The sequence below is a fragment of the Hyphomicrobium sp. 1Nfss2.1 genome (genome assembly GCF_965243865.1).
Classification (GTDB): domain Bacteria; phylum Pseudomonadota; class Alphaproteobacteria; order Rhizobiales; family Hyphomicrobiaceae; genus Hyphomicrobium_A.
This window is the reverse complement of sequence record NZ_OZ251603.1, coordinates 106,898-131,652: the sequence shown is the minus strand read 5'-3', so window position 1 is coordinate 131,652 and position 24,755 is coordinate 106,898. Positions and strand designations below refer to the sequence as shown.

The 24,755-nt window shown below is 62.7% G+C and carries 21 protein-coding genes; 9 read left to right on the top strand and 12 right to left on the bottom strand.

The window, feature by feature from the left end:
- Positions 1–241 precede the first annotated feature (241 nt).
- The 4 genes from ACP15D_RS00570 (at position 242) to idi (ending at position 4,184) form a co-directional block, all read left to right on the top strand.
- The gene (locus tag ACP15D_RS00570; protein ID WP_424955637.1) at positions 242–1,660 is read left to right on the top strand and encodes a PQQ-dependent sugar dehydrogenase; all 1,419 of its coding nucleotides are present in this window, start codon (positions 242–244) and stop codon (positions 1,658–1,660) included.
- Positions 1,661–1,753: 93 nt separating this feature from the next.
- Positions 1,754–2,209 (top strand): c-type cytochrome, encoded by a 456-nt coding sequence (locus ACP15D_RS00565; RefSeq protein WP_424955636.1) that lies wholly within the window; start codon positions 1,754–1,756, stop codon positions 2,207–2,209.
- A 23-nt stretch (positions 2,210–2,232) separates the two neighbouring features.
- Positions 2,233–3,654, top strand: coding sequence for a nucleotide pyrophosphatase/phosphodiesterase family protein (locus ACP15D_RS00560; RefSeq protein ID WP_424955635.1), 1,422 nt, complete (start codon positions 2,233–2,235; stop codon positions 3,652–3,654).
- Entirely contained in the window at positions 3,651–4,184 is a 534-nt protein-coding gene (gene idi / locus ACP15D_RS00555; RefSeq protein ID WP_424955634.1) for an isopentenyl-diphosphate Delta-isomerase, read from the top strand. Before ACP15D_RS00560 ends, idi begins: the two co-directional genes overlap by 4 nt.
- Here the strand turns inward: idi and ACP15D_RS00550 are convergent.
- The 4 genes from ACP15D_RS00550 to ACP15D_RS00535 all read right to left on the bottom strand — a co-directional run bounded on the left by ACP15D_RS00550 (position 4,181) and on the right by ACP15D_RS00535 (position 6,786).
- Complete coding sequence (locus tag ACP15D_RS00550) at positions 4,181–4,318, bottom strand: hypothetical protein (protein ID WP_171988138.1); 138 nt, start codon at positions 4,316–4,318, stop codon at positions 4,181–4,183. The two genes, idi and ACP15D_RS00550, sit on opposite strands and share 4 nt — an antisense overlap.
- Before the next feature lie 156 nt (positions 4,319–4,474).
- Positions 4,475–4,858, bottom strand: a complete 384-nt coding sequence (locus tag ACP15D_RS00545; protein WP_424955633.1) for a cyclophilin-like fold protein — start codon at positions 4,856–4,858, stop codon at positions 4,475–4,477.
- Positions 4,859–5,123: 265 nt separating this feature from the next.
- Positions 5,124–6,368 (bottom strand): beta-ketoacyl-[acyl-carrier-protein] synthase family protein, encoded by a 1,245-nt coding sequence (locus ACP15D_RS00540; RefSeq protein WP_424955632.1) that lies wholly within the window; start codon positions 6,366–6,368, stop codon positions 5,124–5,126.
- A gap of 145 nt (positions 6,369–6,513) precedes the next feature.
- Positions 6,514–6,786, bottom strand: coding sequence for an acyl carrier protein (locus tag ACP15D_RS00535; protein WP_072377208.1), 273 nt, complete (start codon positions 6,784–6,786; stop codon positions 6,514–6,516).
- 403 nt (positions 6,787–7,189) lie between these two features.
- Here ACP15D_RS00535 and ACP15D_RS00530 point away from each other — a divergent pair, with 403 nt between their 5' ends.
- Entirely contained in the window at positions 7,190–8,923 is a 1,734-nt protein-coding gene (locus ACP15D_RS00530; protein WP_424955631.1) for a long-chain-fatty-acid--CoA ligase, read from the top strand.
- A gap of 10 nt (positions 8,924–8,933) precedes the next feature.
- Here ACP15D_RS00530 and ACP15D_RS00525 read toward each other — a convergent pair whose 3' ends face one another.
- The 5 genes from ACP15D_RS00525 to ACP15D_RS00505 form a co-directional block, all read right to left on the bottom strand.
- The gene (locus ACP15D_RS00525; RefSeq protein ID WP_424955630.1) at positions 8,934–10,253 is read right to left on the bottom strand and encodes a class I SAM-dependent methyltransferase; all 1,320 of its coding nucleotides are present in this window, start codon (positions 10,251–10,253) and stop codon (positions 8,934–8,936) included.
- Positions 10,254–10,385: 132 nt separating this feature from the next.
- Entirely contained in the window at positions 10,386–11,690 is a 1,305-nt protein-coding gene (locus tag ACP15D_RS00520; RefSeq protein ID WP_424955629.1) for an acetyl-CoA C-acetyltransferase, read from the bottom strand.
- A gap of 19 nt (positions 11,691–11,709) precedes the next feature.
- The gene (locus ACP15D_RS00515; protein ID WP_424955628.1) at positions 11,710–13,716 is read right to left on the bottom strand and encodes a 3-hydroxyacyl-CoA dehydrogenase NAD-binding domain-containing protein; all 2,007 of its coding nucleotides are present in this window, start codon (positions 13,714–13,716) and stop codon (positions 11,710–11,712) included.
- 63 nt (positions 13,717–13,779) lie between these two features.
- Entirely contained in the window at positions 13,780–16,275 is a 2,496-nt protein-coding gene (locus ACP15D_RS00510) for an acyl-CoA dehydrogenase (RefSeq protein WP_424955627.1), read from the bottom strand.
- Between the two features lie 210 nt (positions 16,276–16,485).
- Positions 16,486–17,805, bottom strand: a complete 1,320-nt coding sequence (locus tag ACP15D_RS00505; RefSeq protein ID WP_424955626.1) for an NAD(P)/FAD-dependent oxidoreductase — start codon at positions 17,803–17,805, stop codon at positions 16,486–16,488.
- Between the two features lie 118 nt (positions 17,806–17,923).
- Between ACP15D_RS00505 and ACP15D_RS00500 the strand changes: the two genes are divergently transcribed.
- Together ACP15D_RS00500 and soxZ are read left to right on the top strand one after the other, a co-directional pair.
- Positions 17,924–18,391 (top strand): thiosulfate oxidation carrier protein SoxY, encoded by a 468-nt coding sequence (locus ACP15D_RS00500; RefSeq protein ID WP_424955625.1) that lies wholly within the window; start codon positions 17,924–17,926, stop codon positions 18,389–18,391.
- Positions 18,392–18,402: 11 nt separating this feature from the next.
- Positions 18,403–18,729, top strand: coding sequence for a thiosulfate oxidation carrier complex protein SoxZ (soxZ, locus tag ACP15D_RS00495; protein WP_424955624.1), 327 nt, complete (start codon positions 18,403–18,405; stop codon positions 18,727–18,729).
- On the opposite strand, the gene ACP15D_RS00490 is transcribed toward soxZ, so the two are convergent.
- The gene (locus ACP15D_RS00490) at positions 18,726–19,475 is read right to left on the bottom strand and encodes a hypothetical protein (RefSeq protein ID WP_424955623.1); all 750 of its coding nucleotides are present in this window, start codon (positions 19,473–19,475) and stop codon (positions 18,726–18,728) included. The genes soxZ and ACP15D_RS00490 overlap by 4 nt on opposite strands.
- A gap of 177 nt (positions 19,476–19,652) precedes the next feature.
- On the opposite strand from ACP15D_RS00490, the gene ACP15D_RS00485 reads away from it, so the two are divergent.
- Complete coding sequence (locus ACP15D_RS00485; RefSeq protein ID WP_424955622.1) at positions 19,653–20,096, top strand: pseudoazurin; 444 nt, start codon at positions 19,653–19,655, stop codon at positions 20,094–20,096.
- Positions 20,097–20,188: 92 nt separating this feature from the next.
- On the opposite strand, the gene ACP15D_RS00480 is transcribed toward ACP15D_RS00485, so the two are convergent.
- Positions 20,189–22,132 (bottom strand): ABCB family ABC transporter ATP-binding protein/permease, encoded by a 1,944-nt coding sequence (locus tag ACP15D_RS00480; RefSeq protein WP_424955621.1) that lies wholly within the window; start codon positions 22,130–22,132, stop codon positions 20,189–20,191.
- A 92-nt stretch (positions 22,133–22,224) separates the two neighbouring features.
- Positions 22,225–23,835, bottom strand: a complete 1,611-nt coding sequence (locus tag ACP15D_RS00475; protein ID WP_424955620.1) for a hypothetical protein — start codon at positions 23,833–23,835, stop codon at positions 22,225–22,227.
- A gap of 282 nt (positions 23,836–24,117) precedes the next feature.
- Between ACP15D_RS00475 and ACP15D_RS00470 the strand changes: the two genes are divergently transcribed.
- Positions 24,118–24,753 (top strand): TIGR00730 family Rossman fold protein, encoded by a 636-nt coding sequence (locus ACP15D_RS00470; RefSeq protein WP_424955619.1) that lies wholly within the window; start codon positions 24,118–24,120, stop codon positions 24,751–24,753.
- The last annotated feature ends 2 nt before the right edge of the window (positions 24,754–24,755 follow it).

Below are 24,755 nucleotides of genomic sequence, written 5' to 3'. Positions count from 1 at the left end.
ACAATGGATAAGTCGGCAAAAGTCGTCGGGAATACGTGGCAATTCTTCGTGCCTACACTTTCCTATTTGCGTCAAATTCTGGAACAGCGCCCCCTATCCATTGTCTCGGGGAATTCCATTCACTAGCGTTCAAACGCCGCAGGGCAGGTGCTCCAGATCACCGGAACATCGAGTTGAATGCGGCTAGCGCAAACGCGCAACGCGAGAAAAAGTCGCGACAATGGAAATGGGAGAACGTTCAATGGGAATGCGGTTGCTAAAGGCCGCGTCGATAGGGATGGCCGCGCTCGGCACTCTAGGAGTGACTGCGGTCACCGCCCAGACAGTGCCGACCGAGGCCTCGCAGGTCGCGCGTCCCGGAGGAAAGCTGCCGGGCGATCCTAAAATCGCGCTCGTGAAGATCGCTGATGGCTTCAACGATCCAGTCGGCGTCGCTTCAGCATTTGATGGTTCTGGTCGAATCTTCGTGGTGGAGCGCGTTGGTCGCATCAAGGTCGTGAAGGACGGCAAGGTTCTGGAGAAGCCGTTCCTCGACCTCACTAAGAATACGCCGCTCGGCACAGAAGTTCAGACGGGCTTCGTCGAGCAGGGCCTGTGGGCCGTCGCCTTCGATCCGAAGTTCAAAGAGAACGGCTACTTCTACGTCAGCTACTCGTCTCTGCCATTCAACGGCGCGCACATGATCACGCGCTATACGGTGGATTCGGGCAGCCCGGATGAAGTGACGGTCGATCAGGCGCAGAAATCCGCCAAGGTGATCACCATCATTCCGCAGCCCTATTACAACCACTACGGCGGCGGCATCGAGTTCGGACCCGACGGCTATCTGTATGTCGGCAAGGGTGACGCCGGCTGGGAGGGTGACCCCCTCGACGCCGGTCAGCGCAAGGATGTGCTGTGGGGTAAGCTGCTCCGCATCGACGTCAATACGCCGGACAACGTCGGCTACAAGATCCCTGACGACAATCCCTTTGCTCATGCCTACCAGGATCGCATGATGGCACTCTTCGGCATCACCGAGGAAGGCTTCTCCAAGATCCATATGGGCACCCGTCCGGAGATCTGGGCTTACGGTCTGCGTAACCCGTATGCGTTCCGCTTCGACCGCAAGAACGGCGGCTTGTTCATCGCCGACGTCGGCCAGAACCATCTCGAAGAAATCGACTGGCAGCCGGCCAACAGCAAGGGCGGCGAGAACTACGGCTGGAAGTTCAACATGGGTACGAACTGCCATCCGATGACTGGACCCGACGACAAGTGCCCGCAGGTCGGCGTGCTTCCGGTCGCCGAGTATCCGCACCAGGAGCCCTATCCGGGTGCTGAGAAGCTCAAGGACGGCTGGGGCTGCTCGGTCATGGGCCTCGGCGTTGCCAACTACGCTGGCATGAACGGCGTGTTCCTCACCGGCGACTGGTGCTCGGGCCGCGTGTTCGGCACGGGTTGGGACGGCAAGAAGTGGCAGCTGCAGGAGCTGCTGCAGACTTCTTTGCAGTTCACCTCGGGCAACAACGATGAAGACGGCACCGTGCTCGCCGTCAACTGCGACTGCTTCTACACCGACGACAAGGGCCCGCTGGCGAACCCGCCGGGCGCACTCTGGCGTGTGGTAGCGGCTGACAAAGTACCGGCTGGCGCGGAAGTAGCCAAGACCCGGAAGTGATCGTCAAAACGATCCTGCATTGACCGCCAGGGCCTCTCGCTCCCGTCTGCGAGAGGCCCTGTTGGCGCCTCGAAATCCCATAGGAATGTCTTGATGTCCCTTACACAGCGTGCGTCGCGCACACTTGCAGTCCTGACCGTCGCCGCGGTCACGTTCGCCATCCCCGCCATCGCCATCGAGTTCCGCAACGCTCTTGATGACTCACCGCTTGATCTCAGCCCGATCAAGGGCGAGACGTTCACCGATGCGGTAAAGTCGTTCCACGAAACGGGGACGAACCCGTACGTTGGTAATGCCGACGCGATTGCCGAAGGGAAGAAGATCTTCAATGACAACTGCCAAGTCTGCCACAAGCCAGATGCGTCGGGCGGCATGGGTCCGAACCTGATCGACGATGTCGTGATCAACCCGCGCGCGAACACCGATCTCGGCAAGTTCGAGGTTATCCACTCGGGCGCAGCAGGCGCGATGCGTCCATTCTCCAAACGTGGCATGACGCAGGACCAGATCCTGAAGATCATCGCCTTCATCGACTCGCTGAAGAAGTAGCGGAGGGCATTGCGGCTCGGGTCATGCATCCCCTCCTCGTTCTCAATGTCGTCGGGCTGACACCGGAGCTGATCGGGGAGCACACGCCCAATCTCTCGGCATTCGCCGAGCGTTCGGGGGTGCGTCCGCTGCAGACCGTAACGCCGGCCGTGACGTGCTCGGTGCAGGCGACGTTCCTCACCGGCACGCCGCCGACTGATCACGGTGCGGTCGGCAACGGCTGGCTGTTTCGGGACCTGGCGGAAATCTGGCTGTGGCGCCAGTCGAACAAGCTACTCGACGGAGAGCGGGTTTGGGACGCGGGCAAGCGGCGCGATAAGGCGTTCACGTGCGCAAACATGTTCTGGTGGTTCAACATGGCCTCCAGTGCAGATTACGCCGTGACGCCGCGACCGATCTACAAAGCTGACGGTCGGAAGATTCCGGACTGCTATGCGCAGCCGTCGGAGCTTCGCGATGAGCTGACCAGGACGCTGGGGACGTTTCCGCTGTTCTCGTTCTGGGGTCCGGCGACGAACATATCGTCGACGCGGTGGATAGCGGACGCAACCTTGCACGTCATGGCGAGCCGCAATCCGACGCTCACTCTCGCCTACCTGCCGCATCTGGACTACGTGTTGCAACGGCTAGGACCGGACGATCCGGGCATCGCACCCGACCTGCGCGAGATCGACGATGTCGTGGGTGATCTCGTCAAAGCGGCGGACGCCTCCGGGCGCAATGTGATGATCGTATCGGAGTACGGGATCGTGCCGGTGAAGCGGCCGGTGCACATCAACCGCGCGCTGCGCCAATCTGGCTTCCTCGCGGTTCGCGAAGAACTTGGCGGGGAATTGCTGGATGCCCCGCAGTCGCGCGCATTCGCGCTCGCGGACCACCAGGTGGCGCATGTCTACATCGCCGATCCGGACGACATCCCGCGGGTCAGGGCCGTGCTGGAGCAGATTGGCGGGATCGACGAGATCTGGGGAACCGAGGAGAAGCGCGTACATGGCCTCGACCATGAGCGTTCTGGCGAACTGGTAGCGATCGCGCGGCCAGACGCCTGGTTTACCTACTACTACTGGCTCGATGACGCCCGGGCGCCGGATTTTGCCCGGCTGGTCGAGATTCATCGCAAGCCGGGGTATGATCCGGTCGAGCTGTTTCTCGACCCTGAGATCAAGTGGCCCAAACTGGCAATCGGCTGGCGGCTTTTGAAACGGGCGCTCGGGTTGCGTGCGCTGATGGACGTCATCCCGCTCGACGCCTCGCTGGTGCGCGGCTCACACGGGCGCGCGGACAATCCGCCGGAGCGTAGCCCGCTCGTCATGTCGTCGGCGCCGGGCATGCTGCCGGGCGGCGTGATTGAAGCTAGTGAGATCAAGCAGATTATGCTCGATCACGTTTTCGGGGTTGAGAGAGAGCCGCAGACTGCTGCGGAAATGGAGCACACGCGAGCATGATCGATGCTCTGGAGGAGGTCATCCTCGTCGACCGCGACGATAATCCGCTCGGCACGGCGCCGAAGCTGCTGACGCATCGGCGCGGCGATCTGCATCGGGCGTTTTCGGTTCTCATCGAGGATGGTGCGGGCAAAATGCTTTTGCAGAAGCGGCATCCGGGCAAGTACCACTCGGGCGGACTGTGGACGAATGCGTGTTGCGGCCACCCGCGTCCGGGTGAGGATACCGCGGTTGCCGCGGCGCGACGGCTCGAAGAAGAGATGGGCTTTTCCTGCCCGCTCACGCCGCTGCACAGCCTTGTTTATCGCGCCGATGTCGGTGGCGGCCTCATTGAGCACGAGTATGTGCACATCTTCACCGGCTGCTGGGATGGGGAGGTTCGGCCTGATGATGAAGAGGCCGAGGCGCATTGCTGGCGCCCGCTGTCCGACGTTCAGGCCGATGCGGCGCGCAATCCTGATCAGTTCACGACCTGGTTTCGAATATACCTGGAACGAGACGTGACCTCTGGGGCCTACGTAGAGCCCTAGCGGACGAGCCGCAGGTGGCAGCGCTGCTCGGGACAGCGCTCCTCGTAGGCCGACAGTTGGGCTTGCTGCGGAGCGGGATCCGGGGTGATCCAGGCCGCCGCGACGCCGACGAGAAACCGCAAAACCATTTCCACTGGCGATCCTCCCGCTCGTGGCCGTCGATGCTCGCGGCCAATCGAGGGGAGTGAAAGGCTAGCACAATCGCTGCGTTGCACAAGAAGGCGCTCCTGCGAGCCGTGCGCGATTATTAGACATGCCGGGCTGATGGTTCGCTCTAGAGCGGAGCCGCTCTACGCCTCACCGTTGGCGTCGACGATGGAGACGCCTTCCCCGGCATGCACGCCCTTCAGCCGGCTAACGTCATCGAGTGCCATCGCCCAGATATTGCACGGGCTGGCCATTCGGATTTCTCCGCGCCGCGACAATGGGGTGGGTCCAAAGCCTATGGCGATGGCCTCGCCATCTGGCCAAAACGCGATTTCTCCGGCGTTGACCACCTCGCGGGCACCCGGCTCGGTCTCCGAGCTAACGGGAGCGCTGAAGTAGACTTCATGCCCCCAAAGGCTGGCCTCGGCATGGATGGGGAGCGCCGCCCAAATGCGTTCCGCGGTGGGCGTTTCGAGGAGGCGCGCGCGGATAGCCACTTTCCCTGCACGGATCACAATCTCGCGCATCATCCGCCTCCCAAGCCGGTCAGTCTCGTGCTGCCGTTGGCGACAATCTGTCATTGCCACGGTTTGTCAGCAATACCCTGGCGTGCACCGTCACCAGCTGCGCGGGGCGCCCGCAAGGACTGTTTGACCTAAGCACTTCACACCGCGTGCCGAAAGGCTTTGGGAAACAAGATGAATTCAGAGCGAATTGGTGGATGCAAAAGCGCCACGCCCAAGAAGGCGTGGCGCAAAAATCGTTCAGTGTGCGTTGCTGATCGGCCGCCTATCAGGCGGGCGGAGGACCAAAAACCAGCACGGCGTTGAGACCACCGAAGGCAAACGAGTTCGACATGGCGTATGTCACGTCCAGCTTGCGGCCGACGTTGGGGATGTAATCGAGGTCGCACTCGGGATCGGGATCGTCGAGGCCGATGGTCGGCGGAACCCAGCCCTCCCGCATCGCGCTGATGCAGGCCGCTGCTTCGATGCCGCCGCCGGCACCGAGTGGGTGGCCGGTCATCGACTTGGTCGAGGAGATGGCGAGGTTCTTGGCGTGGTTGCCAAAGACTGCCTTGATTGCGCGCGTCTCGTTGGCATCGTTGATCGTCGTCGCGGTACCGTGCGCGTTGAGATACTGGATGTCCGACGGCGAGATCTGGGCATCGTCAAGCGCCATGCGCATGGCTTCGCGCGGGCCTTCGATGTCGGGGTTCACCATATCCTTGGCGTCGGAGGTCATGCCGTAACCGGCAATCTCGGCCAGGATGGTGGCGCCACGCGCCTTGGCATGCTCATAGGATTCCAGCACGAGGATGCCTGAGCCCTCACCGAGCACGGTGCCGTTGCGCTTCTTGGCGAACGGGAAGCAGCCTTCCGGCGACAGGACGTGCAGTGCCTGCCAAGCCTTCATGGTGCCGTAGTTGATGACCGACTCCGATGCGCCGGCAATGGCGACGTCAACGACGCCGTTCTTGATGTAGTCGCGAGCGATACCGATGGCATGGGTTGCCGTCGAGCAGGCGCTGCAGGTTGCGAAGGTCGGTCCCTTGATGCCGAACTCAATGCCAACGTGGGCGCTGGCGGAGGAGCCGATGATGCGCAGCAGCGTCAGCGGATGAGTGGCGCGCTTACCTTCGAGGAACAGGGCTCGATAGGACTGCTCGTAGGTCGTGAGACCGCCGGCGCCCGAACCGATGATGCAGGCCGAGCGATAAGGATCGGCGACGGGGAATGTGAGGCCCGATTGGCGCACGGCCTCGTCGGCGGCTGCAGCGGCGAACCAGGAATAGCGGTCGGCGTGCATAACCAGCTTATCGCGCTGGAAATGCTTGAGGCGTACTTTAGGATCAAAGTCCTTGATCTGGGCGGCGATAAGGATCTTGAGATCGTCGACGGGAAAGCCGCCAAGCTCGGTAACACCGCACTTGCCCTCATGCATCGAGGCCCAGAGATCGGGCACATTGAGGCCGATCGGCGTCACGGCGCCCATTCCGGTCACCACGACGCGGCGCGCGCCGTTCGCGTTTGACATCTAGTTACCTGCTCGGTTGTGAGCGGCGCACTGGCGCCGCGAGAGTTATTGTGCGAGCCGGCAAAAGCGCCTCGGGGGGAGCTCGCGGAGAGATATGGCAAGGGCACACCAAAGGTGCCCCGATGCCAGCGTTCGTATTTGTAGGTTAGGCCTTGGCGCCGGCAGCGGCTGGGCCCTTAGCGACCAGTTCCTTAACGCGATCGACAACCGAACCAACGGTCTTGAAATCCTCGACATCCTCGTTGGCGTTGTAAGGGATTTCAATGCCAAACGTATCTTCGATATCAAAAACGATCATCGCCAGATCGAGGGATTCAATCTTGAGATCCGTAAGCGGCGTCGACATCGAGATGTCGTCGCGCGGCTCCTTCATGTGCTTCTTCAGGATCTCGACGATCTTGGTGCCAACTTCGTCCATATCAGTCTCCCACCCCCGCTTTATTGAAGCCTGGGGCCCGTGTTCGTTCGTTTCTAACTAGTGCCAGCCCACTAGCACAACAAGCTGAGGCGTCACATATCCTTAAACGCCAGCCAAGTCTAGCAGAGGGCCAGCAGCCGGCCGGAGGGGCCGGTTTGGCAAACGCATAGAGCTGTTTCCATGCGTCAGCTGTCATTCAAGGTACAGCAAAACCTCTTCACAACCGTTGCTCTGCCGCCAATTGCCGTAACCTTCCGCTTGGTCCTGGCGGGCGAAACGTGTTCAATAACAAAGCGGCTTTCAAGCTCCTGTTATTGCATTTGCGGCTGAGCGACCGCAACTGTCCGGCAATAGGCCTGGCGCTATACTGCGACCAGTAGTCTAGCCCGGGAGACGCTCGAGGATGTCGACGATGGTCCGCACCCGGCCTCCGGCCAACGCGTCGCAGCCAGCCATGCCTTGGCTGGATCACTACCCGCGCGGCGTTGACTGGCATATGCCTCTAAAGGTCGCGCCACTCTATCAGTTGCTCGACGACGCCGTGGCGCGCTTCGGCGGCCTCACCTGTACCAATTTCCTAGGTCGGACGCTGACTTACGCCGAACTTGGCCGGCAGGTCGAGCAGGCAACGCTCGGGTTGCAGCAGCTAGGCGTCAAGAAGGGCACGAAAGTCGGCCTTCTGCTGCCGAACTCGCCGACATTCATCGTCTACTTCTTCGCAGTCCTCAAGGCTGGCGGCACCGTCGTTAATTTCAATCCACTCTATACTGTGGCGGAACTGAGCCAGCAGGTGAAGGACAGCGACACCGAGCTGATGGTGACGCTCGACCTCAAAGTGCTCCTGGACAAGGTGGAGGCGCTCATCACGGCCGGCTGCCTGCAACGCGCCGTCGTCGCTTCGTTCCCCGCGCTGCTGCCATTGGCCAAGGCGACGTTGTTCCGGCTGTTCCGGGCACGTGAGCTGGGCAATCCCGCGGCCTCTCCCGTGCGCGAGAAGCTGCTTCTCGAAGCCGAATTGATGGCTGCCAGCGGCCAGCCGGACCCCGTCGCAATCGACCCCATCAACGATATCGCCGTGCTGCAGTACACGGGCGGGACCACCGGCACGCCCAAAGGCGCCATGTTGAGCCATGCCAACGTCTACGTGAACGTGCAGCAGGTGTCGGCGACGGCACCGGAACTGGAAGACGGCGTGGAGCGGGTGTTTGCGGTGCTCCCATTTTTCCACGTGTTTGCGCTGACTGTCGTCATGAACCTTGGCATCGCGCACGCTGCGGAAATCATCATCATGCCGCGCTTCAACCTCGATGAGGCGCTGAAGCTGATCGACAAGACGCGGCCGACGGTGCTCCCTGGAGTGCCGACGCTGTTCAACGCGCTGCTCAACCATCCGAAGATAACGAACCATGACCTGTCCTCGCTGAAGTTCTGCCTATGTGGTGGCGCGGCGTTGCCCATCGAGGTGAAGCAGCGGTTCGAGAAGGTCACCGGGTGCAACGTCGTAGAGGGCTATGGGCTGTCCGAGGCATCGCCCGTGGTGACCTGCAATCCGATCGATGGTCCGGTTAAGGCTGGATCGATCGGCATGCCGCTGGCGGGAACAGTCGTGTCGCTGCGCGACCTTGCCGATCCGACGCAGGAGGTGCCGCTCGGCGAAAAAGGTGAGATCTGCGTCAGCGGTCCACAGGTGATGCGCGGATACTACAAGCGCCCGAAGGAGACGGCCGATCAGATGGTCGGCGAGTTTCTGCGCACGGGCGATGTGGCACGCATGGACGCGGACGGCTTCTTCTTCATCGAGGACCGGATCAAGGACCTCATCATCTCGTCGGGCTTCAATGTCTATCCGCGGCGGGTCGAGGAGGCGATCTACGAGCACCCGGCGGTGGCCGAAGCGACAGTGATCGGCATCCGCGACAAGAAGCGCGGCGAGGCGCCGAAGGCGTTCGTGCGCCTCAAGGAAGGCATGAGTGCCACGGTCGAGGAAATGCTCGAGCACTTGGCCGCGCGCATCTCCAAGATCGAGATGCCCTCGCAGATCGAATTCCGCGACGAGCTGCCGAAGACGATGATCGGCAAGCTGTCGAAGAAGGAGCTCAAAGCCGAGGAAGACGAAAAGGCGCGTGCTCCGGCGTAACCGGCTCCGCTCAGCGGTAGAGATCGGCGCGTGACGGCGGCACGGCGGGCGGGCGCTTGGCGTTCTTTGACACAAGCGTCTGGTAGATCCGCAGCGTGCCGCGCGAGAACGCGAGCGAGACGCCGGCCAGATACGCCACCCAGATGCGGTACTTCTCCTCGCTGACGTATTTCAGCGCTTCCTCGCGCCGCTCGGTCAGACGCTCGCACCAGAGCTTGCAGGTGCGCGCGTAATGCAGGCGCCAAGCCTCGACATCCAGTACCTCGAAAGCGGCGCGTTCCATGGCGAAAATCGAGTGCCCGATGTCGTCCAGCTCGCCGCCGGGAAAGATGTATTTGGCGATCGCCTTCTGCTCGGGGCGCATTCGGCGCTTGAACCAGCCCTGCTTGGGCGCGCGGCGGGAAATGGCGTGATTGAGGAACAGGCCGTCCTGCGCCAGCAACGACTGCATCTTGCCCATGTAGCCGGGGATGTTCTTGAGGCCGATGTGCTCGTACATGCCGATGGAGGCAATCTTGTCGAAGGCGCCCGTCATCATCGAATAGTCCTTCAGTTCGACGGTGACGCGATCCTCAAGGCCTAGGCGCTTGATCTTTTCCCTGGCGAAGGCGAGCTGCTCTTCCGATAGCGTGATGCCGTGCGCGGTGACGCCGTAGTTCTTCGCCGCGTGGCAGACAAGACCACCCCAGCCGCAGCCGATGTCGAGGAAGCGGTCGCCGGGCTTCAGGCGCAGCTTGCGACAGATCATCTCCAGCTTGTCACGCTGCGCTTGCGCGACGTCGTTGTTCCAGTCGGTGTAGTACGCACACGAATAGACCATCTCGGGGTCGAGGAAGAGCGCGTAGAAATCGTTCGACAGGTCGTAGTGGAACTGGATGAAGTCCTTGTTGTCGGAGACCTTGCGGCGACGGCCGGTGATCTCGCCCTCGAAGCCCTGATCGTCGGAGGCGTCGTCGGAGCGCGCGAACAGGAATGGCGACAGCTGACCCAATAGCTTCAGGGCATCGCGGCCCTTGAGCTTCACCGAGCGGCCGCCCTTGTTGAGCTGCGAGCCGAGGTCGATCAGCGTGCCACCGGAAAAGTCGATGCCCTTGTCGACGTAATGGCGAATGAAGTTGTCGAGCGTCGGCCAACGCAGCAGCGAGCCGATGACGCCGGCATCGGCAATCGAGAGCTCGAACGGGCCGGTGACGTTCTTGCCGAGCGGGGTCAGCGAGCCGTCCCACAACCGCAGCGAGGCGTTGAGGTCGAGCTTTTCGCCCAGATCACGCGCCAGTGCCTTGGCTGCCGCAAGCTGCTTTTCGGCCTTGCCGCTCTTGTCCTTGCCCATGACGGATGAGACCCCGCGTTGCTACCCGCCCGCGGTGCTCGCACACCTTCCCGCCTCTGTCGAGGGGCTAGGCGGCGCTTTGCTTGGTCGTGCTTCTGATCGGAAAACCGGTTCCCACTTTTCCGGAAGCACTTAGGCGGCTTGGTGCAACTCGGCGGCATCCTTCGATTCGAGAATCGCTGCGACGCCCATGCCGCCAGCAGTGCAAATCGAGATCAGACCGCGGCCGTGATGCTGCGAGAGCATGTGCGCGAGGTTGCCGAGGATGCGCGCGCCGGTTGCCGCAAACGGGTGACCCACGGCGATCGATGAGCCGTGCACATTGAGCTTGGCGCGGTCGATGCTGCCCATCGGCGCCGCGCGGCCAAGCACCTCCTGGCAATAGATCGGATCTTCGAACGCCTTGAGCGTGGCCAGCACCTGTGCGGCGAACGCCTCGTGGACCTCGTAGAAGTCGAAATCCTGCAGTGTGAGGCCAGCGCGCTCCAGCATGTGCGAGACGGCGATGGTGGGGGCCATCAGCAGGCCGTCGCCGCCCACGAAGTCGTTCGCGGCGGTCTGCGAGTAGGTGATGTAAGCCTGCACGGGAAGGCCGTGCTTGGTCGCCCAGTCTTCGGAGGCCAGCAGCACTGCGGCAGCGCCGTCGGTCAGGGGTGTCGAGTTGGCCGCCGTCAGTGTGCCGCGCTCGGTCTTGTCGAAAGCGGTTTTGAGGGACGCGAGTTTTTCGGCTGTGGCATCGGCTCGGATGTTGTTGTCGCGGAAGACACCCGCGAACGGCGTGACGAGATCGTCCATGTAGCCGGAGCGATAGGCCTCGGCCACCTTGCGATGACTTTCGAGAGCGAAGGCATCCTGCTCGGCGCGCGAGATGTTCCACTCCTGCGCCATCAGCTCAGCATGCTGGCCCATCGACAGGCCAGTGCGCGGCTCGGCATTAGCGGGCGCGTTGGGAACCATCTCTTTAGGCGAGAAGCCTTTGAACTGCTTCAGCTTGTCGAGGAAGGTCTTCTGCTGGCCAAGCTTGATCAGGCGTTGAGCCAACTTCTTCGAGACAGTGAGCGGCGCGTCAGAGGTAGTGTCGGAGCCGACGGCGATGGCGCAATCGATATCTCCCGTGGCGATCTTGGCGGCGCTGCCGAGCGCGCCCTGGAGGCTGGTTCCGCACGCCTGCATCATGGTGATGCCCGGCGTCGAGGGTTTGAGACGCGTGCCGAGCACGGCTTCGCGCGTCAGGTTGAAGTCCTTCGAGTGCGTGATGACCGCGCCGCCGACGACCTCGTCGATGTGCTGGTTCTTCAGGTTGTAGCGATCGACGAGTGCATTGAGCGCGCCCGTCATCAGGTCGAGATTTGAGAGATCGGCATAAAGCGTGTTCGAGCGGCAGAAGGGGATGCGGGCTCCACCAATCACCGCGACGCGTCTCAAGAAACGTTGCATCGTGACTATCTCCCCTTGCCTACTCTGCCGCCGCTGCGTGCGCGGGGGCTGGAGGGCTCTCTGATGCCTTGTAATGCAACGGTCCACCGCGGAACGGCGCAAATCCGGTACCGAAGATTACGCCCGCGTCGACCAGATCGGCATTTTCGACGATGCCAGCGTCGAGGCACTTCTGCGCCTCGTCGATCAGCGGTTGGATCAGCTCGCGGCCAAGTTCGTCCATCTCTTCCGCATCGGTGCGGCGCGGATCCCTGATCGGTTTGCCGGCCTGCCAGACGTAGAAGCCCTCGCCTGTCTTCTTGCCGAGCTTGCCGGCAGCAACGAGCTGCTCGAGCGCCGAGCCGGCCGATGGGTAATTGAGGATCTTGGCGACGTGGGAGCAGACGTCTAGGCCGACGGTATCGGCCAGCTCGATCGGCCCCATGGGCATGCCGAATGCGCGCGCGGCCTCGTCGATGCGCTCCTTGCTCTCGCCCTCCTGCAGCCGCTTCATGGCCCCGAACATGTACGGTGTCAGCACGCGGTTGACGAGGAAGCCGGGCACGCTCTTGGTGATGAGCGGGAACTTGTCGATCGCCGCGACGAAAGCCGCGCCGCGCTTTACCTCGTCCTCGCGCGATTGCGCGCCGCGCACGACTTCGACGAGCGGCATCAGCGCCACGGGATTGAAGAAGTGCAGGCCAATCAAACGGCCGGGATCGGCCAGGCCGGCGGCGATGTCCTCGATCTGCAGCGAGGATGTGTTGGTCGCTACAACCGAGCCGGGCTTCATACGCGCTTCGACGTCGGCGAGCACCCGGCGCTTGATGTCGAGCTTCTCGACAATTGCCTCGATGACGACATCGGCGCGCGGGATGCCATCGCCAGCAGGGTCGGCGATCAGACGCGCCTTGGCGGCGTCGCGCTGCGCCTTGGTTTTGAACTTGCGGGCAAAGAGCTTGCCCTGCGCTGCGATGCCCTTTGCAATTTGCTCGGGCGACACGTCTTGCAGCGTCACTTCCATTCCGGAGGCCACGCACCAGCCGGCGATATCCGCGCCCATGGTGCCAGCGCCGATGACGTGCACGCGCTGCGGACGCCAGCCGAGGTTCTTCGGCGCCTGCCCTTTCAGCAGTTCGGAGAGCCAGAACACGCGGCGCAGATTACGCGACTGATCAGACACCATCAGCGGCGCGAAGGCGCGCGATTCAGCGGCCTTCATCGCTTCGTCGTTGCCGCCGTAGGTCTCGTAAAGGTCGATGAGGCGATAAGGCGCCGGATAGTGTGCTTCGCGCGCCTTCTTCGACAACTGATCGCGCATGCGGCGCGCGAGCAGATTGCGTACCGGCCATACATCAAGCATGCGCTTGGCAAAGCCCGCCGGTTTCGACTTGCGCTTTGACAAGATCGCTTTGCGCGCGGCCCAGGGGAGCGCGCCCCGGCTGTCGACGAGCTGATCGACGAGGCCCACGGCACGTGCGGCCGATGCCGACATCATCTTGCCGGTGAGCATCACCGTCATGGCCGCCGGCGCACCGGCCTGGCGGATTGCCCGCACGGTTCCATTGAATCCGGGGAAGATGCCGAGCTTGACCTCGGGGAAGCCGAGCTTGGTGCCGGCATCGCGCGTGGCGATACGATAGTGGCAGGCGAGCGCCAACTCCAGACCGCCACCGAGGCAGAAGCCGTTGATGGCGCACACCACGGGGATCGGCAGCTTTTCGATGCGGTCGAAGAGGCCCGTCACGGGGCGCAGTTTGTCGACGACGTCGGTCTCGGTCTTAAGTTCAGCGAACTCGCGGATGTCGGCGCCGACGATGAAGCCACGCTCCTTGCCGGAGAGAATGACGAGGCCGATTACCTGCTTGTCGCGTGCACGCTTCTCGACCTCGGCGATGATCTCGCCCAGCTCTTCGAGTGGACGCTGACCGAGCGCATTCTGGCTTTCGCCGTCACGGTCGAACTCAGCCCAGGCAATGCCCCACTGATCGATGGAGAAGCGCCAGTCCTTCAAGTTCGGCAAAGGCCGGGAAACTGCTTTGAACATCGCTACTCCTCTCACGCAGGCTCGAACGCGGTGTTGAACTGGCCGCCCGATGTGCGTGCTGTGTTACTCGGCGGCTTCGTTTCCGTATCCGCGTGCGTTGGCGTGCATCGCCGGGCCCGGGGTCGCGCGATAGTTGGGCTTCAACGTGGCAGCGTCGAAATGATCGACAGATATGGCGCGGGCAACGAGCGCTTCCAGCTCGCGCAGTTGCTGACCCTCGCTCTCGGTGACGACGCCCTTATCGATTGCCTCGCCGATCCAATCGATGCCGTGATAGCGGCGGATCAGGCCGGAACGGATGGCGCGGTCGAGCTTCTTCTCGGCTTCCTCGGCGGCGATCGACTTCTTCATGGCCACTTCAAGCAGGCCAGTCGCGTCGTCGGGATCTTTCGACACGTAGATGTAGCGCGTGAGCCGATCGCGGACGGCAGGCGCCTCCATGAGCGTCTTCACGGCGCGGTGGCCGAGCTTGTCGGGTGCGGGACGGAAGCGTGCGCCAAGCGGGAAGACGATGAGGCGCATCGCCCAGCGCGCAGCAGGGACTGGGAAGTTGTCGATTACGCCGCGCATTGCCTCCTGGAAGCGATAGAGCGCGTTCATGGCGACGAGATCGACGAAGACGCGGTCGCTGGAGAGGCGCCCATCGTCCTCGTAGCGCTTCAGTACGCAAGCAAGGATGTAGAGCTCAGATAGTGCGTCGGCGAGGCGGCCGGCGAGTTTCTGCTTGGTTTTGAGGCTGCCTCCGAGCGTTGCTACCGTCACGTCGGCGACGAAGGCGAAGCTGCGGGCGCAGCGGGCAAGCTGGCGGTACCAGTTGGCGGTATCGAACGCCTTTTCCGGTGCGGATGCGAAGATCGCGCCGGTGAGATTGTGCGCGAGCGCGCCGCATGCATTGGCGACCGAGAACGAGACGTGCTCACCGAAGGCGCGGTCGAAGTCGTCGAGGCCGCGCGTGCGATCTGGATCCTGCGCCGCCTTGATCTCGCGATAGAGATAGGGATGCGAGCGCAGCGTACCTTGCGCGAACGTGATGAGCGTGCGCGTCAGGATGTTGGCACCTTCAACGGTGACGCCGATGGGCACCATCTGATAGGGCGCCTGCAGATAATTCGATGGGCCGTCGCAGATGGCGCGGCCGCCGTGGATGTCGAAAGCGTCGTTGACCGCACGGCGCATACGCTCGGTGGTCTGATACTTCATCAGCGCCGAGATGACGGACGGGCGCTCGCCGCGCGCGACCATGGCCGCGGTAGCAGCTCTGGCCGCTTCCGTCGCATACGCTGTTTCGACCTGGCGAGCGAGCGCTTCCTCGACGCCTTCCATGCGCGAGATGGGAAGGCCAAACTGCTTGCGAATGCGCGCGTAGGCGCTGGAGAAACGCAGCATCGCCTTGGCCCCCGCCGTCGCCGTCGACGGCAGCGAAATGGCGCGGCCGGCAGCAAGGCATTCCATCAGCATGCTCCAACCGCGGCCGGCCATTTCCTGACCGCCGATGATCCATTCGACCGGGATTGTGACATCGCGGCCTGTGGTCGGACCGTTGGGGAAGGCATTGCCCGCGGGCAAGTGGCGGCGGCCGATCTGCACGCCAGGATGATGCGTCGGAATGAGCGCCAGCGTAATGCCGGGGTTCTCACCCTCGCCGAGAATATTCTCCGGATCGAACAGGCGGAATGCGAGGCCGAGCAATGTCGCTTTGGGGCCGAGGGTGATGTAGCGCTTGTCCCACGACAGGCGGATGGCGGGGCTGCCGTCGGTGCCGCGGATGACGGTGCCGATATCGCGCATCGTTGCCGCGTCGGAGCCTGACGTCGGGCCGGTCAGCGCAAAGCACGGGATCTCCTCGCCGCGGGCGAGGCGCGGCAGGTAATAGCGCTTCTGCTGGTCGGTGCCGTACTTCTCGATCAGTTCGCCAGGGCCGAGCGAGTTCGGCACCATGACGATGATGGCAACATCGGGCGAACGCGAGGCGATCTTGCCGATGATGAGAGACTGCGCCTGCGCCGAGAAGCCGAGGCCGCCGTGCTCCTTGGAGATCAGCATGCCCAGGAAACCGTGCTTCTTGACGAAGTCCCAGATGTTCTCGGGAATCTCGCGCTGCGCGTGACGGATCTGCCAATCGTTGACGAGGCGGCACAGCTCCTCTGTCGGTCCATCGAGGAACGCTTGCTCGGCGGGAGTCAACACGACCGGCGCGATTGCGCGCAGCTTGTTCCAGTCAGGCGTGCCGGAGAAAAGTTCCGCGTCGAAACCAGTCGTGCCGGCGTCGAGCGCCTGCTGCTCGGTATCGGAGACCTTCGGCAGGGTCCCGCGCACGAATTTCAGGACGCGGGCGCTGACGAAGTCGCGGCGAATTGAAGGAATAGCGAGGGCGACGAAGGCGAGCGCCATGATCCAGAGGATGGCGCCGAACAGCCCGGTCGAGCCATGCACGGCAGCGGATTGCCAGGTGAGCGCCGAGAGTGCGAGCGCCGCAGCCCAGCCCCACAGGGGTGGCTTGTACATACCTAGAGCGAGCGTGCCAGCCAGAAGCGCCAGACAGAAGAAGAGCTCGATCATGTTTTTGTCTCCGCGGTTCGTAACTTGGGCAGGTCCGCTTCAGACGGCAACCTAACGTCCAGCTCATTGCATTGGCGTTAAGCTCAATGCCTGCTTGCCGTATGTGCCAATTTGTCAACGCGCACGCAAACCGGCGCCCAGCGATCGCAGCGCGGATTATAGCGCGTTTATGTTGCGTGTGAGACTTTAGTGTCAGCCGTTGGCCGCGGATCAACCCTTATGCATCAAAGCGGTATTATCGTTGAATGCGTCGGCGATGATGGCGTGGTACCAGGCAAGGCCCTCTTCGTAGTTCTTGCGGCGCATCGCAGCTGTCTCGTGCGCCTGAGACATGAAAGGCCCGTGCGGGACGAGCAGCGGCTTGCCGTCCTTCTCTCCAGGGGTGTAGTCGGCGCCAATCTTTATGCTGTCATCCGCGGCGAGAAGAGACCAGCAGGTGTTGCGGTAGCGCGCGGCGACCGGCTCGGCGCCGGCAAGCGTTGCCAGAATATCGGCTGCAACGACCCTGCCTTGGCTGTTTGCCGAGTAGGCCGACTTCGGCATGTCGTTGGCGATCGCGGCGTCGCCGATGACGTGGATGCCATCCACCAGCGCAGAAGCAAAGTTCGCCGGTTTGATTGGGCACCAGCCATTGATGCCGGTGCACCCCGCGGCGATGGCGATGTCGCCAGCCGTCTGCGGAGGGATGATATTCACGACCGCGCCCTTGAGCTTCGTGCCCGATGCCGTCTCGACCTCGAGAGCCTTGGGGTCGACCCGGACGACGCGGAAGTCATCGATCTCGTTGGTGAGATTAAGGTCGATGATGCCGGAATAGTATTTGTCGAAGGCTTCTTCGAAGGCGGCCTGCTTGGAGAACATGCGCTTGGCATCGAAGATGACCAGCTTCGACTTCGGCTTATGCGTCTTGAGGTAGTGCGCGATCATGCAGGCGCGCTCGTACGGGCCCGGCGGGCAGCGATACGGGTTGTCCGGCACCGCCATTATGACGACGCCGCCGTCGTCCATGGCTTCGAGCTGCTTCATCAGCAAGAGCGTCTGCGGGCCGGCCTTCCATGCGTGCGGCATGATCCCGGCGGCCGTTGCGGAATAGCCTTCGATGGCGCCGTAATTGAAATCGATGCCCGGCGACAGAACGAGTTGATCGTAGGTTAGCCTCTCACCGGCGGAGAGTTTGACGGTCTTTTTAGCGGGGTCGACGTCGGTCGCCGTCTCGTTCATCACCTCGATGCCGAGCTTTCGCAAGCCGTCATAGCTGTGCTGCAGCGAGGCGAAGGTGCGAAAGCCGCCGAGATAGTGGTTCGAGTTGAAGCACGAGGTGTAGATGTCGCGCTTTTCGACGATGGTGACGTGAAGGTTTGGCGCTTCCGTTTTGAGGATGCGGGCGACGGTGCCGCCCCCTGCCCCGCCGCCGACGATGACGATCCTCGCCTCGCCTTTGGCCAGAGCCGGCGCGCCGATCCAGGATGCGCCCGCCGCCGTGAGTGCCGCTCCCCCCAGGAGTCGTCCGAATTCCCTGCGATCGATCATTGCTTGGTGCCTTGTTGCCGGCCCGTCGTTGCCGTTATCGTAGCCCTCGCGTAGCGCGGCCGGCAACATAACCTTTGTTGAGCTTAGGTGCGCTGAGAAGACCGGACAGAGGCGCCAAGTGCTGGACCGTCGCACATTTTTTCTGGAAGGCAGCGCTGCTGTCGCTCTCATTGCGCTGCTGCGCAGCATCGACGGTGCGCAGGCGGAGCCGGCGGCGACGCCGTCTGCCGATTTCGATGCTGCTTTCAACGCGCTGGTCGGCAAGGCGACGCCTCAGGACGCCGGATTGACGCTCGACCTGCCGGATAGCGTCGAGAACGGCGACTATGTGCCGGTGGCGCTTGCGGTGGCGAGCCCGATGACGGCGGATGATCACGTCACGGCGGTACATCTACTCTCGACCGCGAACCCGCGCGCGGAGGTTGCGACGTTCCGCTTTACGCTCTTGTCGGGGAAGGCCCAGGTGACGAGCCGGATGCGGCTGGCGAAGACGCAAGACGTTGTCGCCGTGGCTGAGCTTTCAGGCGGGCGCATTCTCGTCGCGCGTCGAAAGGTCGACGTCAAAGTCGGCGGCTGTGGAATCTAGAGGGCCACGCGATGATGAAGAAGCCGCCACGCATCAAAGTGCCCGAGACCGTCAACGCCGGTGAGATCATCGAGATCAAGACGCTGGCGACGCACATCATGGAGACGGGGAACCGGAAGGATGCGGCTGGCGATATCATTCCGCGCGACATCATTCACACGTTCACCGCCAGCTTCGAAGGCGAGGACGTTTTCTCGGCAACGCTCGGATCGGGAATCGCGGCCAATCCATATATCGCGTTCTTCATGCGCGTGCCGGGACCGGGAACTCTGACGCTGACCTGGCTCGACGATGGCGGCACGACGACAGTCGAGAAGGTGCCGCTCAACGTCAGCTAACGGAGGTCGGGCGGCGGCAGGTCCCGCCTTTCGGGCCGGCGTAGAGCAGAAATCCGCTGCATAATAACGTTTCCGAATTCGCGCAGCCGCCGCGTCATGCGATCGACCGTCGGCCGCATGCGGAACCAAAGCTCATCCAGGCTCGGACGGAGCTTTCGCCACGCTTCATGCATGGCATGTTTGGTGCGCCATTTGACAACACGGCCGTAGCGCCACGCCCACGATGCGCGGACGCGGGCAAAAAGCGCCTCCTGCCACGGCACGAAGATCCCATAAACGCGGGCGAACCAACCGATCTGCATCAATGCCGGCTTCGTCAGCAGGAAGATGCGGGCGATGAGCGCCGTCGAGGCGATCTTGGCGAGGAAGATGACGACAGCGGCGCTGATCAGATGGCCAGTCGTGAGAAAGTAGACACCGAGCAGTTTAGCCGGAATGAGCACGGCGCTCGGGATTGCGAGAGCCAGAAGCGCCCCATACGGCGGCAGTCCGGCGATGAACCGCTCGAGCTTGGCCCAGAGCGGGTAGCGCGCGAGGCGGGCAAGCAGGTTCGAGAGCGGTTCCCAACCCCACTCCTCGAACAAGAGAATGAGCGCGAGGAGGATGTTGAGGGCAAAGACGACGGCCGGGCGGACGAACTCCCACAAAAGCAGGACAGCCCTGCCGAGGTGCAGCGTCGCCTCGTTAATGAGGCCACCGATCTCCCGCGCGATAATTTCCAGCTCGAGCCTGAGTTGCTTCCACATCGCGCCGTCCCCAACGGCCTTGTCATCTCGCCGTAGTTTGCAGGCTAGCCGGTAGAGACTGCCGCCGCACTAACGGACCGAAAGGAAATGCGTTTGCCGCAGCTGGCAACGAAACACGCGTTGACGAATGGCGTGACATTTCTATACTTCTTGTGTATAGAATAAGCGGAGGACGTAATGAGGGTTACTGGACTGGTCGCAATGGCGGCGCTGGTACTGGCATTTGCAAGCACTGCGTCATCGGCGGCGGAGCACGAGATCAAGATCAAGAACACCAACGGCAAGGGCAAGTTCATGCTGTTCGAGCCGGACTTCCTGAAGGTCGAACCGGGAGACACGGTGAAGTTCACGCTGGTCGACAAGAACCACAACGCCGAGGCGATCAAGGATGTCTGGCCCGAGGGTGTCGAGCTGCTCAAGGGCGAGATGAACCAGGACGCGGAGTTCGTGGTCGAGAAGCCGGGCTACTACGGAATCAAATGCCTGCCGCACTTCACCATGGGCATGGTGGCGCTGATCGTGGCGGGCGAGCCGACGAACAAGGCGCAGCTCGATGCCTTCAAGGCGCCGGGCGGCGCGAAGAAGAGATGGGAAGAGCTGCTGAAGAACGTGAAGCAATGAATTTCAATCGGAACTGACGACGATCCTCCCGATGGCATCCCGCATCGTCGTTCGTCCCGTGCCGGTCGCCCCGCCAGGCGGCCGGCCCTTTTTTATTCCGCGCTCATCAGCCTGACATCCTCGGCATCGAGGGCGCCTGCCCGCTCGGCGTCGTCGAGGACATGAGCGAGATTCTCGCGTGCCTTCTCGGCCTGACGCTGACGCGTCCACAGGCTTGCGTAGAGGCCGCTCCTGGCAATGAGCTCCTCGTGGGTTCCTTGCTCGACGACACGTCCCTTCTCGAGAACGAGGATGTTGTCGGCGTGGATGATGGTCGACAGGCGATGCGCGATGACGAGCGAGGTGCGGTTCTTGGCGACCAGATCAAGGGCGTCCTGGATCTCTCGTTCGGTGTGGCTGTCGAGCGCGCTCGTCGCCTCGTCGAGAATAAGGATTGGCGGCCCTTTGAGAATTGTCCGCGCGATGGCGACACGCTGCTTCTCGCCGCCCGATAGCTTCAGCCCGCGCTCGCCGACCATGGTCTTGTAACCGTCCGGCAGCAAGCGGATGAAAGCGTCGATCTGGGCGAGCCGGGCTGCGGCGTACACCTCCTCGTCGGTGGCGTCGGGGCGGCCGTACTTGATGTTGTAGAAGATCGTGTCGTTGAACAGCACACTATCCTGGGGCACTACACCGATGGCATTACGCAAGCTTTTCTGCGTCACCTCGCGGATGTCCTGGCTGTCGATCAGCACGCGGCCGCCGGAGATATCGTAGAAGCGGAAAAGGATGCGTGCGATGGTCGACTTGCCGGCGCCCGATGGTCCGACGATGGCGACCATCTTGCCCGCGGGCACTTCGAAGCTGACGTCGTTCAACACCTGGCGCCCGGCTTCGTCATAAGCAAAGTTGACGTGCTCGAAGCGGATTTCTCCGTTGGGGACACTGAGCGGCTCTGCACCAGGTCGATCCTTGACCTCGGGACGTTCACCAAGCAGCGTGAACATCGCTTCGAGATCGACAAGCCCCTGTTTGATCTCGCGGTAGACCATGCCCATGAAGTTCAGCGGCATGTAGAGCTGGATGAGCAGCGCGTTGACCATCACGAACTCGCCGACGCTGTGGGTGCCGGCGATGATGCCGCGCGCGGCGAGCAGCATGCACGCCGTCATGCCGACCGTGAAGATCAGCATCTGTCCGGTGTTGAGCACGCCGAGTGAGCGGAAAGTCTTGATTGCGGCTTGCTCATAGCGCGCCATCGACGTGTCGAAGCGCCGTGCCTCCAGCCCTTCGTTGCCGAAGTACTTGACGGTCTCGAAGTTGAGGAGGCTGTCGATCGCCTTGGTGTTCGCTTCGGTGTCACTGTCGTTCATCTCGCGGCGAATGGCGATGCGCCGCTCACTCGCAGCGAAGGTGAACCACATGTACGCGGCGACGGTGGCGTACATGATCACGACATAACGCCAGTCGAAATAGTAAAGCAGCATGCCGGAGACGAGCAGAAGCTCCAGCGCCGTGGGCACGATGTTGAGAATGCCCATGCGAATGATCAACTCGACGCCGCGCGTTGCGCGCTCGATCACGCGGGAGAGGCCGCCGGTGCGCCGCTCGAGGTGAAAACGCAGCGACAAACGATGCAGGTGCTCGAACGTACGGTTGTTGAGCTGGCGCACCGCGTTCTGGCCGACCTCGGTAAAAATGACGTCGCGCATCTGCGTCAGCCCCATCATCACTACGCGGCCGGCGCCGTAGGCGAGGATCAACATTGCAACGCCGAGAAGGACGCCGTGACCGGCGTCTGCGGTGCCTTTGGCCGCCGATGCTGTCAGCAGATCGGTGGCATCCTTATAGAAAATCGGCACGGCAACGGTGATGAGCTTGGCGATCAGCAAAACGCCGAATGCAAGCACCACGCGCCCACGCAGATCGGGGCGATTGGCGGGCCAGATCAGCGGGAGAAGGCCGAGCAGGGCATCCTTGTGGCTCGGTCGCGCAGCCGGATGGGACTCCTCGCGTTCATCGCTCGGGTCAGCCGGAATTGCGGGGGTAAAAGACATGCGACCTGCTTGGCTGAGGGTTATCCGGGCAATGCCGCGCTTCTCGTTCGCGAATTGCTGCCCGAAGTACGGATCAGCACCAGCCGCCCGCCTCAGTCAATATAGTGAAGGCGGTGGCGATAGGTAACCCGGCCCCAGTGACCCCCGTGCTGCACGGCGCGATGGCGCCTCGTTACGCGGTGCTTGGGTGCATGCATTAAGCGGTTCGCATAGCGGTGCTTGCGCGGCTTAAGCAGGATGCGACCGCAGCGGCAGGCGCAATGCCGACCGACGACGATCGAACCGGCCGACCAGTTGCGCCTGCCGAAATGCGGCTTCCTGTGCCTGCGCGGCGCTTTTTTGAAGGCGATGCGGCGCTTCGATTTCTTGGCATAGACATGCTTGCCTGCCCGTGACGACTTTGCCGCCGTGACCTTCGGCTTTTTCGACGGCTTGGCAACCGGCTCGACGGCTTCGTCGGTGATCTCCTCGCGCGATTTGGCCACCACCTTGGCGGTCTTGTCGGGTGCGCTCGGCTTTTTCTCCGGAACGGCCGGCGCTATGGCAATGTCAGAGCTTTCTTGCGTCACGGCGGCCGGGAAGGGCGGCACAGGACCGGTAACCGGGCCACTTGCGGTCCTCGCAGCCGGCACTTGCTCGGCGCGTGAAGGACCCTTCGCGTTGGCGGCTGCCTGCATGCGCCGCGTCGCCTCTGCATCGATTTCGGCTTGCCGCTTTGCCTGGGCTTCGGCCTCGGCGACGGCACGACGCTCGGCAGCATCGGCTTCGGCGGCGGCGATCTTGGCGTCCTCTTCTGCCTTTCGCCGGGCCGCGGCTGCAGTCTCGGCCTCCGCGATGCGCTTCGCTTCTGCCTCATCGGCTTTGCGTCTGGCTGCCGTCTCCTCGGCGGCGCGCTGCTCTTCGGCGGCCAGTCGCGCCTTCTCGGCCTCGGCCTCTGCGGCTTTGCGTTTGACTTCGGACTCGGCGATCAGCCGAGCACGCGCCTCTTCCTGGGCCTTGCGCTTTTCTTCGGCTGCGGCGGCAATGCGTTGTTCTTCTGCCGCGCGCCGCTCTGAATCGGCGGCTTCCGCTTCACGGCGTTGCTTGTCGGCGGCCTCGGCCTCGCGCCTGATCGCTTCTTCCGCTTGCTGCTTTTCTGCCTGCTGGGGCTGTGCGGCTCCAGTACCCGACGCCGAGGCTGTCATTGGAGATGGAGCGCTCGGGGCGGGTGTTCCGAACGGCATGCGCAGCGGAGTGACGATCTCGGTGCGATACGTGCTGTTGGCGCGGGCGAGCCAGTAGCGCACCAACTCCAGCAAGCCGTTCCAGCCACGCAACTCAGGCACGACCTGCGGCGCTGCCTGTTGTGCGGGAGCAGAAGTTGCTGCATCTCGCTCGACGATCGTCGTCCAATCGTCCTTGGCTTTGAGCTGGGCGATGACGATCTCGTCATAAGATTGTGCCGATCGCGTCAGCCAGTCCCAGACGGGTGCCAGGCTGCCGGTGGCAGGCTTTAGCGCGTTGCGCGCCGCCAGGGGGTCGTGGGTCGCAGGCGTCTTGTGCTCGGTGTCGAGAATGTCGGTGAAGCGCTGAGAGGCGGCGCCGGCCAGGTCCTCGGCGCGCTGGCGCAATTCCGGCGAAGTTCCCGGCGACCCGGTATCGGCCGCAATGGCCCCCTGCGCGCCGAACATCGCCAGCACGAAGAGGATACGCACACCCGTCATGACGCATTCCCCGACAATCCCACGCCGGATTAGGGCGGGGATATCCGTTGTTTATGGCGGTTCTCTAAGTTGCCGCCTGTCCTGTCCGTCTCATTAAGCACAAGTCCGGCGGGGCGCCAAACCGAGTTCGGAATTGGGGATAACGCGCGCGGCCGCTGCGCCGTTGCAGCGTCGCAATTAACGCTGATCGAGGGGTTAGGCTCCGCTGTCATATGGCCAATCGATCCCCATATTAAGCTTGCTCCCGAGGGGGCCATTTTTTGAGTAAGAACGGAAGTTTGAATGAGCAAGAAGCGTTTGAATGGAAAGAAGAAGGCCGCGGGTGATACGCGCAACGTGTGCGTCTACTGCGGCTCGGGGCTGGGGCTCAACCCGGCCTATAAGGAAGCAGCCCGGGAGCTGGGCGCGTCACTCGCCAGCAACGATATCGGCCTTGTCTACGGTGGCGGCAGTCTCGGCCTCATGGGTGAGGTCGCGCGGTCGACGCTGGAGCATGGAGGGCGCGTCACCGGCATCATTCCCAGCTTTCTCGTCGAGAAGGAAGCGATGCTGCGCGACGTCGACGAGATCATCGTCACGGAAAACATGCACCAGCGTAAGCAGCTGATGTTCGACCGGTCGAGCGCGTTCGTGGCGCTGCCGGGCGGCGTTGGTACGCTGGAGGAGCTGGTCGAGCAGCTTACTTGGGTGCAGCTGGGCCGACACGACAAGCCCGTGGTCGTTGCGAACATCGATGGGTTCTGGACGCCGTTCCTCAACCTGTTGACGCACATGAAGTCCGATACTTTCATTCGGGCCGGTCTCGATGTGCGGTTCACTGTCGTGGACGATGCAAAGAAGATCGTTCCGGCGGTCATGGACACGTGGGATCAGGAACCCACCCCCGCTGCGACGGAAGCGGTGCTGGCAAAGCTCTAAGC

Bases quoted from the DNA above. Each gene is read 5' to 3' on its own strand.
- ACP15D_RS00570 (WP_424955637.1), top strand. From the start codon at position 242: ATGGGAATGCGGTTGCTAAAGGCCGCGTCGATAGGGATGGCCGCGCTC.
- ACP15D_RS00565 (WP_424955636.1), top strand. From the start codon at position 1,754: ATGTCCCTTACACAGCGTGCGTCGCGCACACTTGCAGTCCTGACCGTC.
- ACP15D_RS00560 (WP_424955635.1), top strand. From the start codon at position 2,233: ATGCATCCCCTCCTCGTTCTCAATGTCGTCGGGCTGACACCGGAGCTG.
- idi (WP_424955634.1), top strand. From the start codon at position 3,651: ATGATCGATGCTCTGGAGGAGGTCATCCTCGTCGACCGCGACGATAAT.
- ACP15D_RS00545 (WP_424955633.1), bottom strand. From the start codon at position 4,858: ATGCGCGAGATTGTGATCCGTGCAGGGAAAGTGGCTATCCGCGCGCGC.
- ACP15D_RS00540 (WP_424955632.1), bottom strand. From the start codon at position 6,368: ATGTCAAACGCGAACGGCGCGCGCCGCGTCGTGGTGACCGGAATGGGC.
- ACP15D_RS00535 (WP_072377208.1), bottom strand. From the start codon at position 6,786: ATGGACGAAGTTGGCACCAAGATCGTCGAGATCCTGAAGAAGCACATG.
- ACP15D_RS00530 (WP_424955631.1), top strand. From the start codon at position 7,190: ATGTCGACGATGGTCCGCACCCGGCCTCCGGCCAACGCGTCGCAGCCA.
- ACP15D_RS00525 (WP_424955630.1), bottom strand. From the start codon at position 10,253: ATGGGCAAGGACAAGAGCGGCAAGGCCGAAAAGCAGCTTGCGGCAGCC.
- ACP15D_RS00520 (WP_424955629.1), bottom strand. From the start codon at position 11,690: ATGCAACGTTTCTTGAGACGCGTCGCGGTGATTGGTGGAGCCCGCATC.
- ACP15D_RS00515 (WP_424955628.1), bottom strand. From the start codon at position 13,716: ATGTTCAAAGCAGTTTCCCGGCCTTTGCCGAACTTGAAGGACTGGCGC.
- ACP15D_RS00510 (WP_424955627.1), bottom strand. From the start codon at position 16,275: ATGATCGAGCTCTTCTTCTGTCTGGCGCTTCTGGCTGGCACGCTCGCT.
- ACP15D_RS00505 (WP_424955626.1), bottom strand. From the start codon at position 17,805: ATGATCGATCGCAGGGAATTCGGACGACTCCTGGGGGGAGCGGCACTC.
- soxZ (WP_424955624.1), top strand. From the start codon at position 18,403: ATGATGAAGAAGCCGCCACGCATCAAAGTGCCCGAGACCGTCAACGCC.
- ACP15D_RS00490 (WP_424955623.1), bottom strand. From the start codon at position 19,475: ATGTGGAAGCAACTCAGGCTCGAGCTGGAAATTATCGCGCGGGAGATC.
- ACP15D_RS00485 (WP_424955622.1), top strand. From the start codon at position 19,653: ATGAGGGTTACTGGACTGGTCGCAATGGCGGCGCTGGTACTGGCATTT.
- ACP15D_RS00480 (WP_424955621.1), bottom strand. From the start codon at position 22,132: ATGTCTTTTACCCCCGCAATTCCGGCTGACCCGAGCGATGAACGCGAG.
- ACP15D_RS00475 (WP_424955620.1), bottom strand. From the start codon at position 23,835: ATGACGGGTGTGCGTATCCTCTTCGTGCTGGCGATGTTCGGCGCGCAG.
- ACP15D_RS00470 (WP_424955619.1), top strand. From the start codon at position 24,118: ATGAGCAAGAAGCGTTTGAATGGAAAGAAGAAGGCCGCGGGTGATACG.